This is a genomic window from Paraburkholderia sp. (assembly GCF_034668105.1).
Lineage (GTDB): Bacteria > Pseudomonadota > Gammaproteobacteria > Burkholderiales > Burkholderiaceae > Paraburkholderia.
The window spans coordinates 1-13,209 of the sequence record NZ_JAXDPY010000345.1; the positions used below are offsets into that span (position 1 = coordinate 1).

General features: G+C 62.9%; 8 protein-coding genes and 2 pseudogenes. 1 reads left to right on the forward strand and 9 read right to left on the reverse strand.

Going from position 1 to position 13,209, the window contains the following annotated elements:
- The 4 genes and pseudogenes from QOC89_RS15595 to QOC89_RS15610 all read right to left on the reverse strand — a co-directional run.
- A pseudogene (locus tag QOC89_RS15595) lies at positions 1–1,247 on the reverse strand (hypothetical protein); the annotation flags it as partial.
- Positions 1,244–2,239 (reverse strand): AAA family ATPase, encoded by a 996-nt coding sequence (locus QOC89_RS15600; RefSeq protein ID WP_323045837.1) that lies wholly within the window; start codon positions 2,237–2,239, stop codon positions 1,244–1,246. The gene QOC89_RS15600 and the pseudogene QOC89_RS15595, both read right to left, overlap by 4 nt.
- Positions 2,240–2,410: 171 nt before the next feature.
- Positions 2,411–3,715, reverse strand: coding sequence for an MFS transporter (locus QOC89_RS15605; protein WP_323045830.1), 1,305 nt, complete (start codon positions 3,713–3,715; stop codon positions 2,411–2,413).
- A gap of 226 nt (positions 3,716–3,941) precedes the next feature.
- The gene (locus tag QOC89_RS15610; RefSeq protein WP_323045831.1) at positions 3,942–5,603 is read right to left on the reverse strand and encodes a choline dehydrogenase; all 1,662 of its coding nucleotides are present in this window, start codon (positions 5,601–5,603) and stop codon (positions 3,942–3,944) included.
- Positions 5,604–5,826: 223 nt separating this feature from the next.
- Between QOC89_RS15610 and QOC89_RS15615 the strand changes: the two genes are divergently transcribed.
- A complete protein-coding gene (locus QOC89_RS15615) occupies positions 5,827–6,687 on the forward strand; it encodes an IclR family transcriptional regulator (RefSeq protein ID WP_323045832.1) in 861 nt (286 codons plus the stop codon).
- A gap of 210 nt (positions 6,688–6,897) precedes the next feature.
- Here QOC89_RS15615 and QOC89_RS15620 read toward each other — a convergent pair.
- The 5 genes and pseudogenes from QOC89_RS15620 to QOC89_RS15640 all read right to left on the reverse strand — a co-directional run.
- A pseudogene (locus tag QOC89_RS15620) lies at positions 6,898–8,327 on the reverse strand (amino acid permease).
- Between the two features lie 250 nt (positions 8,328–8,577).
- Positions 8,578–9,993 (reverse strand): FAD-binding oxidoreductase, encoded by a 1,416-nt coding sequence (locus tag QOC89_RS15625; protein ID WP_323045833.1) that lies wholly within the window; start codon positions 9,991–9,993, stop codon positions 8,578–8,580.
- 19 nt (positions 9,994–10,012) lie between these two features.
- The gene (locus QOC89_RS15630; protein WP_323045834.1) at positions 10,013–10,417 is read right to left on the reverse strand and encodes a nuclear transport factor 2 family protein; all 405 of its coding nucleotides are present in this window, start codon (positions 10,415–10,417) and stop codon (positions 10,013–10,015) included.
- Between the two features lie 160 nt (positions 10,418–10,577).
- Positions 10,578–11,765: a CobW family GTP-binding protein gene (locus QOC89_RS15635; RefSeq protein WP_323045835.1), complete on the reverse strand. Its 1,188-nt coding sequence runs from the start codon at positions 11,763–11,765 to the stop codon at positions 10,578–10,580.
- Positions 11,758–13,209 (reverse strand): amidohydrolase (locus tag QOC89_RS15640; protein ID WP_323045836.1); only part of this gene is annotated, 1,452 nt, incomplete at its 5' end. The genes QOC89_RS15635 and QOC89_RS15640, both read right to left, overlap by 8 nt.

Below are 13,209 nucleotides of genomic sequence, written 5' to 3' on the forward strand. Positions count from 1 at the left end.
TCAAGCCGGAACAGGCGCCGTTCAGCGGGAGAACTGACCAGTTGCGCGAGGCGCCGGCCGTCGATCCGGCCATGCTCCTCGCCGACCGACCAGCCATCGCGTTGCGGTATCGCCAGCGCCGCTTTCAGTGCATGCGCGAGCCGCGCGACGTTGATCCCCTGGGCGGCGACGCGCTCGTCGAGCTGCTCGCGAAACTCATCGAGCAGCGCTTTGCGGACCAGCTTGCCGGCAGCAAGCTCGCGATCATGGCGCGTCGTAAAGGCGCGATAGCCCTGGTCCGATGCTTCGAGCACGCGGCTCCTGCCGCTGAGCGCCACGGCCATGTCCTTGTACTCGTCGTCCTCGACATCGAACCAGAGCGAGAACGCCGTGCGCGGGGCTTGGTCGTCGCTCTCCTGCGCGTCGTCCTGCGCGTCGTCGAGCGCATCGGCTCGGGCGTCACGAATCATTCTGGCGACCAGCCGCGCCAATTCCAGTGCATGGACAGCGAACGCGTCCTGCTCCTGCCGATGCCGGCGCAGACCCGCCAGCGACACGCCGAGCACCGGCACGATGGCCGCGCGCGTGGCTTCGATCGGGCCTTCGGTCTGTTCCAGCACCGGCCAGCCCGTCAGGCGCGACCACGCGATCTGCGCCACCGTGAATAGCAGAATGCCGACATGGTCGTCGGCGAGTCCGGCGTCGCAAAAGGCTCGCGACCACGCTTCGAAACGCTCGCGCAGGTTCTGCACGAGGCCCGGCATGCCAGGCGGCGTTTGCGTTTCGCAACGCAGTTGTTCGAGTAGTTCGAACATGAGCCGCTCGACGGGATCGGGCGGGCAGAGCCGGCTGTGCAGGGCCGCATCGGAGTGCATGAGTCGCATGGCGGCGCCGTCGGCGGCGCCGCGCAGCGATGCCAGAGCGTCCTGCTGCGGGTCGGTGCGCAGATGCGGCGCGTGCAACGGCAAAGGCCGCAGATCGCGGCATAACCGGCCCTCGCGGTAGTGCAAGGAGGCGTCCCCCGTGAGGGCGCGCACGGTCGCCGCGCATAGGGCCTCGCGCTGCTCCGCGCGTAGTGTCGCCTGGCGTGAGAGCGCTGCGTTCGGCGTAGCGGCCCGCGTGTCTGCCTGAAGCAGGGGCGGCTGACGCAAGTCCACCGGACGTGGTGGATCCACTCGACTCAGGTCCACCTGCTGCGGGTCTTCCCGACTCAAATCCGCCTGCTGCGGATCCGCTCGACTCAAGTCCGCCTGCCATCCCGACGTCATCGATTCGATTCCGCTGCGTGGTCCGCGTCATCGCCCACATCCGCAGGCTCGAGCTCCACGCCAAAACAACGCTGGAAATACTCAGCCACGATCGACCGTTCGGCTTCGTCGCACTTGTTCAGGAAGGTCAGGCGAAACGCCATCGCGGGGTCGCGGAAAATCTGACAGTTCTCCGCCCAGTTGATCACCGTACGCGGCGACATCAGCGTGGACAGATCGCCGTTGGCGAAGCCCTTGCGCGTGAGTTCCGCCACGCTCACCATCGATTCGATCAGCGCACGTCCCGCTTCGTCGGCGAGTTCCGGCACGCGCGCGAGCACGATGCCGGCCTCTTCCGCGCGCGGCAGATAGTTGAGCGTGGCCACCACGTTCCAGCGGTCCATCTGCGCGTGATTCAGCATTTGGGTGCCGTGATACAAGCCGTTCAGATTGCCGAGCCCCACGGTATTCGTGGTCGCGAACATGCGGAAATACGGATGAGGATGAATCACGCGATTCTGGTCGAGCAAGGTGAACTTGCCGTCCCGCTCGAGAATGCGCTGAATCACGAACATCACGTCTGGACGGCCCGCATCGTATTCGTCGAAAATCAGCGCAACCGGCCGCTGCAATGCCCACGGCACGATGCCCTCCTGAAACTCGGTGACCTGCAGGTCGTCGCGCACCACGATCGCATCTTTGCCCACCAGATCGAGGCGGCTGATATGGCCGTCGAGATTCACGCGCACGCATGGCCAGTTGAGCCGCGCGGCGACCTGTTCGACGTGGGTCGACTTGCCGGTACCGTGCAAGCCCTGCACCATCACCCGGCGGTCGCGGCTAAAGCCGGCCAGGATCGCCAGGGTCACCTCCGGATTGAACCGGTAGACCTCGTCGATCTCCGGCACGTGGTCGTCGCGCTCACTGAACGCGGGCACCATCAGGCTGGAATCGATGCCGAAAACGCTTCGTACCGAGACCATCCGGTCGGGTTTGCCAGTCGCCTTATCAATCACTTCATTTCTCCTCCCCGCTGCGGGGATAGTCGTTCGGCGCTGCCGGCACGATTTTCAATTTTCGGTACGATTTGTTCCATTTTTATTATAAACAGAATCGCGTGCCGTGGGCGACGCTTCGCGTCCGCGTCCGCGTCCGCGGCCAACGGCGGTGGCGGTGGCGCGCCCTCAGCGCGCGGTCGCCATCTCGTCGAACGGTTTCGCGCGCCGTTCCATCGCCCGCGCCGCCCATGCCGACAGCAGCGCCGACAGGATCACGTAGACGCACACATACCAGGGCTTGCCGCCGTCGAGGCGCAGCAGCGCCGTCGCGACGATCGGCGTGAGGCCGCTCGCGAAGATGCCCGAGAACTGATACACGAATGAGATGCCCGTATAACGCACCTCCGGATCGAACAGCTCGGCAAACAGCGCCGCTTCCGGCCCGTAGACCATCGCGTAGAAGATGCCGAACGGGATCACCACGCCGAGCCACACGGCGAGCGTATTGCCGGCCTGCGTCTCCATCAGCCAGAACGCCGGCAGCACCGAGACGCCGCAGATCAGCGAACCCCAGCGATACACGCGCGCGCGTCCCATCAGGTCCGACATCCTGCCGAAGAACGGAATGAAGAAGCACATCACCATCGCCGCGATCATCACGCCGGTGAGGGCTTCCGTGCGGCTCATCGAAAGCCGTTGCGTGAGGTAGCCGATCATGAACACCGCGAAGATGTTGAAAAACACCCCGTCGATCCAGCGCGCGCCCATGCCGAGCAGCACCTCGCTGCGATAGCGGGTGATCATGTCGACGAACGGGATTTTCACGGCGCGCCGGTTGCGCTTGAGCGCGAGAAACTCGGGCGTCTCCATGACCTTCACGCGAATGTAGAGGCCGAGCAGCACGAGCAGCAACGAAGCGGCAAACGCGACCCGCCAGCCCCACGAGAGAAACGCCTCTTCCGGCAGCAAGCGGGAGATGCCCGCGACAATGCCCGACGCGAGACACAAGCCGATCGACAAACCGATCTGCGGCAAGCTCGCGTACAGACCGCGCCGGTTCGGCGGCGCATATTCATAGGCCATCAGTACCGCGCCGCCCCACTCGCCGCCGAGCCCGATCCCCTGCAATACACGCAGGGTGAGGAGAAGAATCGGCGCCCAGATGCCGATCTGGGCGAAGGTCGGCACAAAGGCGACCCCCGCGGTCGAAATCCCCATGATGATCAACGTACAGATCAACGCGGACTTGCGCCCCACCTTGTCGCCGAAGTGGCCGAAAATTATGCCGCCGAGCGGCCGCGTCACGAAGCCGACGGCGAACGTGCCATAGGCGAGCATCGTCGACACGAGGGGATCGTGAGCGGGAAAATAAAGTTTGTTGAACACAATACCGGCGACGACACCGTACAGAAAAAAGTCATACCATTCGACCGTCGCCCCAATCACGCTCGCGAATGCAACGCGGCGGATAACCCGCTGATCGATTGCCATAGCGTCTCCTCCAATGGATGGCCGCGTGCCGTCCCGGCATCGCAGCACATTTTCAGCCCCTTGTCTGTCTCCTCCTCGGGGGCGCGAATATCGTTACCCGCAGGCTGCTTTTTATCGAACTCGAATGCAGCGAGTCGGGTAGCGCTCGTTTTACTTCTGGTGGCCACTTTGCTTCGTTGGTTCTGGTTCTGCTTTCCGCTTCTACTTTTTACGTCCGCTTTCCGCGTCAGTACTGCGCTTCCATACTCCGCGATTGCACTTGCCCCGCCGGCCGATCGCCGGCACGGGCATCCTCGAGGATCATGCTGGACGCCTTTTCAGCGACCATCACGATCGGCACATTGGTATTGCCGGAGACCAGCGTCGGCATGATCGAGCAATCGACCACCCGCAACCCCTGCGTGCCATACACGCGCAGCCGTTCGTCGACCACCGCGCCCGGATCGCTCGCGACGCCCATCTTCGCGGTGCCGGAAGGATGGAAAATCGTCTGGCCGTATTCGCGGCAAAACTCCAGCAATTCGTCGTCGCTTTGCGCGTCCCGGCCGGGACGTACTTCACGTTTCATCAGTGCGGCCATCGGCTCGCTAGCAGCCACCCGGCGCGCGAAGCGCACACCCGCGACCGTTGTGCGCCGGTCGAGATCGGTCGCCAGATAATTCGGTCGAATCGAAGGCGCGTCGCGCATGTCATTCGTGCGGATCCGCACGCTGCCGCGCGACTCCGGCCGCAACTGGCAAATCGAATAAGTGCAGCCTGGAAACGCGTGGACGTCGCCACCCGCGGTATCGGCTGAGAGCGTGGAGAAGTGAAACTGGATGTCGGGCGTTTTCGCCTCATCCGGCAATGCGCGGCAGAACATGCCGCCCTGATTGATGCCGACCGAAAGCGGCCCTTCGCGAAACAGCGCCCATTGCAGCCCCATCTTCGCGCGGCCCGTCCAGGAGTGCAGCAAGTCGTTCGTCGTGATCGGCCGCGTCACTTCATAAGTCAGCCGTACTTGCAGATGATCCTGCAGATTCTCGCCGACGCCGGCGCGATTCGCGACCACCGGAATCCCGAACTCATTGAGCAATTTCGCCGGCCCCACGCCCGACACCTGCAGCAATTGCGGCGACTGCAATGCGCCCGCCGTCAGCACCACCTCGCGGTGGGCGCGCACCTCGTGCTCCTTGCCGTGCCGACCATAGCGAACACCGGTGGCGCGGGTGCCCTCGAAAAGAATCTTCGACACCAACGCGTCGGTCTCGATCTGCAGATTCGGACGGCTGCGCGCGGGCTTGAGGTAAGCGACGGCAGTCGAACACCGCCAGCCACGCCGCGTGGTCAGCTGGTAGTAACCGACCCCTTCCTGATCGCCCTGATTGAAGTCGTCGACGGTTGGGACGCCCAGGCGATTCGACGCGGCGATGAACGCATCCACGAGTTCGTGGCGCTGCTTGATGGTGGAGGCCCACAACGGACCGCCCACGCCGCGTGTGGGCGACTCGCCAAGTTCGTTGTGTTCAAGCCGCCGGAAGTAAGGCAAACACTCCTTCCAGCTCCAGCCACGATTGCCGAGCGCGGCCCAGTGGTCGTAATCCTCCTTCTGACCGCGCACGTAAATCAGTCCGTTGATTGAACTGCAACCGCCCAAGGTACGCCCGCGCGGCCAGTAGAGCTTGCGATCGTGCATGTTCGGATCCGGGTCGGTGTAGAAGCCCCAGTTGTAGACCGGATGAAACATGGTTTTGCCGTAACCGATCGGGATATGAATCCACAGAAAACGATCCGGCGGACCGGCTTCGAGCAGGCACACCGAGTAGCGGCCGTTTTCAGAGAGGCGGTTGGCCAGTACACAGCCGGCCGATCCCGCGCCGACGACCACGTAGTCGAAACTCCGTACCATTGATGTCTCCGTGCTGATGCTTATCTTTGTGCTCAAAAACGGTTCATTTCGTCCCAATTTATTGGATGGCTGTTTCGACTTCAAGCAAATCCGGTTAGGATTCAGTAATCCGGTACGGAAACCGACTTTTTCGTTTCACTATTCAATCTGTCCGCTCGCGATCATCCGGGTTGTCACCGATCCGTTAGGGCGGCATTCATCTTTATCCGCCTCGGGAAGGCCAATGAGAGACACCACGCGTTCGCCCTCACCTGCTCACGAGCCCGCCGACGACACTCGCGTGCTGCGCGCCCTCAATGTGCTGGAACAGCTCGCTTCCGCGGGACAACCGTCTTCGCTGTCGCAACTGTCTTCACGTCTGCAGATTCCGAAGGCGACCTTGATGCGTCTGATCGAATCGCTCGAAGCACGGGGTTACGTCACGCATATGCCGGACTCGCGCGGCGCGGATCGCGCGATCGCACTCGGGCCGCGCGCGGCGCAACTCGCGCTCACCACGCTCGCGAACAGCACGTTTACGCGCGCTTGCCGCTCGTTGCTGCGCACGCTCGTGGATGCGCTCGGCGAGACCTGCAATCTCACCGTGCTCGACGGCGATACCGTGTTGTACGTCGAGCGCGTCGAGACGAACGAACCCTTGCGTCTGCATATGCAACCGGGCACGCGCGTGCCGCTGCACTGCACGGCGAGCGGCAAGCTGTTTCTTTCGCAGATGACGCCCGCCGAGCGCGGGCTCGTCATCAGGCGCTTGCCGCTCAAATCGATGACGTATCGCACGCTGACCGACATCGATCTGCTGGAAGCGGAACTCGACCGCCTCGCCATGCGCGGCATCGGTGTCGACAACGAGGAGTTCGTGCGCGGCATGGTGGCGGTCGCCGTGCCGGTGCGCAACGTGGAGGATGGCCGCGTGCTGGCCGCGTTGGCCGTTCATTCGCCCACGGCGCGGGCCAGTCTGGAGGATCTGTTGAAAGCGGTGCCGAAGCTAAAGGAAATCGCCGTGCGCATCGGGCCGCTGTTGCAGCCTGGGACGATGGCTGCGCCGGCTACGGCAGCTACGGCCGCGGTGGTTGCGTCGAAGTAGGTTTCCTTCGCTCCTTCGCGGCACAGGAGACGCAGGAGACGCAGGAGTTGCAGGAGATGCAGGAGTTGCAGGAGATGCAGAGCGTATGACCCCAGGGAACAGCATCGGCGCGAGCCGGCAACATGTAGCAGCAGTGCAGCGGTTGGTCGCGAGCGCCACCTGCTGTACTGCTGCATCGCTGAGATGCGAGTCGCACATAGAAAGCAGCCATCAATGCGTATGCGGCCGATACTCGACGAATTCCGGCTCGGAAGAAGCCGCCCCACGCTTGCGGGCGCGCCATGCATAAGCCACGAGCAGCACACCCAGACTCACGACGCCCAGCCACAGCGGCGTGCGCTGGTCCGGTATGAACGCCATGGCCACCAGAATGCCGATCATGCCGAGGATCGCGAAACACGTCAGATACGGGTAGCACCACATCCTCACGCGCAGCATTTCCGGCGCCTCACGCTCGAGCCGCGCGCGCAGTTTCAGTTGCGATACCGCAATTAGCACATAGACAAATATGGCCACCGTCCCGTATGAATTGACGAGGAAGGCAAACACCTTGTCGGGCGAAACATAAGACATCACGACCGACACATAGCCGAACAAGGTGCCGACCAGAATCGCGCGAACCGGCACACCGCGACGATTGACTCTCGCGAGCGCCGCCGGCGCGTCGCGTGACGGGTCAGCGCGAACATCATCCGTGAGGCTGCGTAGAGGCCGGAATTGAGCGCGGATAGTACCGCCGTCAACACGATCGCATTCATGACGTTCGCGGCGGCCGGAATACCCATCGCGTCGAGTGCGCTCACATACGGCGTCGCCATTTTCGGCGAATCCCAAGGCACCAGCGCCACCACCAGCAGAATCGAGCCGACATAGAAAATCAGCACGCGCGTGATCACCGAGTTGGTGGCTTTGGCGACCGCCTTGACCGGCTCATGCGCTTCGGCCGCCGCAATCGTGACGATCTCCGCACCGAAGTAAAAACCGGTCGCCGCAACCGCGCCGCTCAACACCGGTCCAATTCCCTTCGGCATCAGACCGCCGTGCGAAAGCAGCGTGGGCATCACGGAAGCGGTGTGCATCGACGCGGGCCACAACCCCAGCACATACAGACCGCCGAGGAACAGAAACACCACGATCGCCGCGACCTTGATAGACGCGAACCAGAACTCGAATTCGCCGTAGCTGCCCACCGAGATCAGATTGGTCGCCGTCAACACCACCAGCAGCACGAGACTGATTGCCCACGCCGGTGTATCGGGCAACCAGAACTGAACGAGTTTCGCGCCGGCCACCGCCTCGACCGCGACGACGATGACCCAGAAGTACCAGTACATCCACCCGGTCAGAAAGCCGGCCAGTTTGCCGGGCCCGCGCTTGCCGGCGAAGGCGAGCCGCGCGTATTCGTAGAACGAACCCACCGCCGGCATCGCGCACGCCATTTCGCCGAGCATCCGCATGACCAGCACGATCAGGCCGCCGGTAATCAGAAACGACAGAACCGCGGCTGGGCCGGCCTGCCGGACCACCACGCCGCTGCCGACAAACAGGCCCGCGCCGATCACGCCGCCGAGCGCGATCATTGTCATGTGGCGTTCCTTGAGGCCGGTTTTCAGTTCACTTTTATTCGCTGATACTTGCATGTCACCTCCATATCCTGCTTATTCAGGCGCCTGTCGTGCAGGGCTGCGTGTGCAGCCGCCAGACCGGGGCGCCGTCAATCCGGATCGAGCGAGGACGCTTGCGCGCCTCGCTGCTGATTGTTTTTTTCTTATGACTGAATGCGCAGACCTGGCTGCCTGCGCGGTGCCGTGCGTGTGAGGCACGGTAAATGATGCGCTACATACCGCAGTTAATGCGAGGGATGCGTATAACGCGGTACTTAAGCCGCCTTCACGGCTTTTCGTCGCGCCTGAAATAGAGTTGATAGAGCATCCGTTGTCCGAGGCGACGGAACGGTGCGAACGGATGGCCGGGCAACGGTGAAGTAAAGATCGGCAGCGTCTGCTTCGACCCCTTACCGGCGATCCGCTCGGCGAGCCGGCGGCCCGCCTGCTGCGAATATGACACACCATTGCCGCCGTAGCCCAGTGCGTAAAACACCGACTGCTTGGGATCCGGCTGACAGATGCGCGGCATCATATCGTGGCTGACGTCCACCCAGCCCCACCATGAATAATCGATCGCGACACCGCGCAACGCCGGGAATTTGCGGCCCATGCCTTCGATGAGCAACTCGTAGTGCCGCGGGTTCGGCGCATCGGCGCCCGTGATCGCGCTGCGGCTGCCGATCTGCAGCCGATTGTCCGGCAGGAAACGATAGTAGAAGCGCAAGGTGCGCGTGTCCGTGAGCACCTGGGTCGTACGAAAATTGCAGGCCGCGATTTCCTGTTGCGTGAGCGGCCGCGTCACCATCGAATTCGACAGGATCGGCATGACGCGGCTCGTCAGCGAAGGATGGAGGTCCGGCGCCGTATAAGCGCCGGTCGCGATGCCGACCGCGCGCGCGCGCACGATGCCACCCGGCGTGCGCAAATGATGAATACCGTTGACGGTTTCCCACCCGATCACCGGACTCGACGGATGGACCCGCGCGCCCGCTTCGCGCGCGAGCCGCAGATAGCCATACGCGAGTTTCAGCGCATGGATACCGATACCTTCTGGCTCATGAAGCGCGCCCGCCGCCTCACAATCGTTGACATACTCGCGGCGCAACGTAGTCTGATCGATGAGCTCGGACGGGTAACCGAAAACGTCTTTCCATACTTTGGCTTCGGCGGCGAGTTTGGCCATCATGCGCGGCCGGTGTGCAATCAGGAAGTGGCCACCGGGTTGCGGATCGCAATCGATTTCGGCCACCAGCGATTTGAAGTTGTCGAAGCCTTCCTGAATCTCGTCATGCATTTTCAACGCGATGTCTTTACCCCACCGCTCGACCCATTGCGAACGCGATAGACGTCCGGACGCATTCTGCCCTTGTCCGCCATTGCGGCTGCTGCAACCCCAACTGGTTTTGTTGGCCTCGAGCACCACGGCCTTGATGCCATGCTCCCGCGCGAGGCAAAGCGCCGTTGCGAGTCCCGTATAGCCCGCGCCGATGATCGCCACGTCCACGTCGATGTCTTTCGTGATCGGACCATCGTCGGGCGGCGGCGTACCGGCGGTCGCGGCCCAATAGGTGGGGGCGTATTGCCTGCCGTGGCCGGGCCCCGGCGAAACCAGCGGATCGTATCTCGGATCATATTGCGCCGCGCTGTCCCGCCCTGCGGACAGACCTTCGCCGACCCGTGTGATGACACTTTGCTCCATGTGAAGCTCCTCGTCGGCGTCAAACGTTCTGCTTCGGGCGTTCCTTGCGGAACGCGCGCTTCACGGCGATCAACCCGTTGCGAAACTCGAACAGATCGCACCCTTCCGCTTCGATGCGCCAGCCTTCCGCGTGCGTCCCCGAGAACACCCATTCGGACACGCCACGCTCGCCGATGACGTAATGACGGCCACGGCCCCAATGCGCATCCGGAAAGGTCTTGAAGACTGTTTCGAACGCGGCGCTCACCGCCTCGCGACCGACGAAACGCGCACCGTGGATTTCGCTTCCGCCGGCGGCGTCGAACACGCAGTCTTCAGTCATGAATTCCATCAGCGCGTTCGCGTCATGACGGTTGAACGCATCGGAAAAGGCGGCGAGCGTGTCCGCGGTCACCTTCGATGCGGACGTTTCTGTTGTGGCCATGCATGTCTCCTGCTTCGTGAATTGGGTGAGACTTGTGATCGCCAGAGCGGCGATCTCTTGAGGAAAAGTGTAAGTTTGGTGGGGGGCCGGCGGTAGGGCCAGTGCGATGGATTCGCCTGGTGCAGCGCGTGGGGAGAGTGCGCTGGGGCGAAGCGCGCTGTTAGTTCAACGCTTGCGCGCTTTGAAGGCAACGCTTCACGGTACGCTCGTCTTCGTCGCTGAAACGGCCGATCAGGACGATCGTCGACTCAGCCGCCGCGCGGCCCGCGAGAGGTGTGATCAGAATACGGCCGCCGACCACATGGAGTTCCTGTGGAGCATCCTCCTGATCCAGCCAGATGATGCCCTTCGCTCGCAATAGCGGAACCGTCAGACTGCGAAATACTTGCCTCAGTTTCTTTCTGTCGAGGCGGAAGTCGGAGCGGAAAGAAAAGCTGCAGATGTCCTGATGATTATTGAGGCGCTCACCTGCCCGCTCACCTGCCCGCTCACCCGCCGCGAGAAGCGAGCCGCCGGTTCGATGGCGAGGCGCAACGCTCGCGTCGAAGATCAACTCCAGCGGAATGGACCCGTTTGCCGATTCGAGCAGGATGGACGTGGTCGCGAGCGACGACACCGTCTCGATCGCCGCCGCTTTGCCCTTCTGTGCGACGAGGTCGGTCTTGGTGAGCACGAGGGCCGTCGCGCCCGCGATCTGCCGGCGCACGATATCGCCGACGTACGGGTCGCGCAAAGTCGCGCCGATGCGCTCGGCGTCCACGGCAACGATGATCCCGATCAGCCTGAACGCCCGATCGAGCAGGCCGATCTGCGCGATCTTCACGGGATCGGACACGCCGCTGGCTTCGATGATCAACAACTCGGGACGCGCAGGCCGCGCGCTTATCTTTACGAGCGCGTCGACGAGGCGTCCGCCGATCGAGCAACACACGCAGCCGTTTTCCAGATTGATGACGTCGTCTGTGCGTTCGCGGATCAGCGCGGCGTCGATATTGATATCGCCGAAATCGTTGACCAGCACAGCCACGCGGCGCTGCCCCGCACTCGAGAGTACATGGTTGAGCAAGGTTGTCTTGCCGGCGCCCAGATAGCCGCCGAGCACGACCAACGGAATGGGTGGACGGCCGTCGGCGGAGGTGGCCGTGGTGGTCGCGGACGCTGTCGTGGACCCTGTCGTGTTCGTGGACCCTGTCGTGTTCGTGGACGCTGTCGTGGGCGCGGACGCTGTCGTGTTCGCGGACGCTGTCGTGGGCGTGAGCGCAGGCGTTGGCATTACCGTGGCCGCAAACGTACCCGTACCCGTGGCCGTAGTGTCCGCGGTCGTGGCCCCGGCAGCAGCGTCAATCATTTTTTGCCGGCGACTGAAACACGCGACCGCCCAGCACCGTTCCCCACACTTCGACGTCCTTTAACCGCTCAGGCGCGACCTCGCTCGGGTCTTCAGCGAGCACGGCGAAGTCCGCGAATTTGCCCACCTCGATACTGCCGATCAGATGATCCATCTTGAGCGTATAGGCCGCGCCTAATGTGATCGCACGCAATGCGTCGGCCACGGGAATGCACTCGCTCGCGCCCAGCACGCGTCCCGATGCGGTCTTGCGCTGCACCGCGCACCAGGCGGTAAACAGCGGGCTCAACTGCGTGATCGGCGCGTCCGAATGAAACGCAAAGGGAATCCCCAGACGTCGGGCAGAACCCGCGGCATTCATCCGGTTCGCGCGATCCGGGCCGATGGTCTGCGCGTAATGCGGATCGCCCCAGTAATAGAGATGGTTGGAGAAAAAGTTGATGCACATGCCGAGTTTCGCCGCGCGGGCCAATTGGCTCGCGTCAGCCATCTGGCAATGCTGCAGCGTATGACGGTGATCGCTGCGCGGACAGGCGTCGAGCATCTTCTCGACGGCGTTCAGAACGACTTCGGTGGCTTCATCTCCGTTGGTATGAATATGCAGTTGCAGCCCGGCGCGATGAAATGGCGTGAACACCTCCACCAGTTGGCTCGGCGGAATCAGCCACAAGCCGTTCGCCTGGCCGCCGACATAACCGGGCCACTTCAGCCGCGCCGTGAAGCCCTGAATCGATCCATCGACGATGAATTTGACCGGGCCGAATGTCAGCTTCTCCGTGCTGTCCTGAATAGCCGACAGCACTTTTTCGACCCCGTTGTCGGGGCTTCGCTGCGGCGCGAATGCGGGCACGATCCTGACCGGATACTGCGGGTCGGCCGTGACTTCGCGCAGGTTGCGATTGCCCAGCGCTGAGAGATCGTTGACCAGATCCGTCGCGGTGGTCACACCGGCCAGTTGCGCAACCTTGCCGAAATTCCAGATGGCCTCGGTCTTTTCACTCGCCGCAATGGAAAGCTCGCTGCCGATCACCTGATACACCGGGAACATCGCGGCGAATTCCTGCAACTCGCCGGTCGGCTGGTCGTCCTGGTCTTTGTCGATCCCGTCGATGTCGGTGTTCTCGTCGATACCGGCCAGCGCCAGCATCGCGCTGTTGACATTCATCAGATGCACACTCGCGTGCAGCACGACAATGGGCCGGCTCGTCGAAACGGTATCGAGTTCCTTGACCGAGAGGCGGCTCGCGCCGAAGAAAATCGGATCGAAGCCCCACGCCAGCAGCGGCGCGCTTGCGTCCGTCATCGCGCGTTGCGCGTCAGTGAGCCGCTCGATCACTTCATCCAGGGTTCTCAGCCCCCGCCACAACTTGCCGTCGGGACCGCGCCGATCGTAATAGCCGAGATACACGGCATCCCACATCGCGCCTTCCATCAGATGGCAATG

Excerpts from the sequence above, each read along its gene's own strand:
- QOC89_RS15605 (WP_323045830.1), bottom strand. The coding sequence starts at position 3,715 with ATGGCAATCGATCAGCGGGTTATCCGCCGCGTTGCATTCGCGAGCGTG.
- QOC89_RS15610 (WP_323045831.1), bottom strand. The coding sequence starts at position 5,603 with ATGGTACGGAGTTTCGACTACGTGGTCGTCGGCGCGGGATCGGCCGGC.
- QOC89_RS15615 (WP_323045832.1), top strand. The coding sequence starts at position 5,827 with ATGAGAGACACCACGCGTTCGCCCTCACCTGCTCACGAGCCCGCCGAC.
- QOC89_RS15625 (WP_323045833.1), bottom strand. The coding sequence starts at position 9,993 with ATGGAGCAAAGTGTCATCACACGGGTCGGCGAAGGTCTGTCCGCAGGG.
- QOC89_RS15630 (WP_323045834.1), bottom strand. The coding sequence starts at position 10,417 with ATGGCCACAACAGAAACGTCCGCATCGAAGGTGACCGCGGACACGCTC.
- QOC89_RS15635 (WP_323045835.1), bottom strand. The coding sequence starts at position 11,765 with ATGATTGACGCTGCTGCCGGGGCCACGACCGCGGACACTACGGCCACG.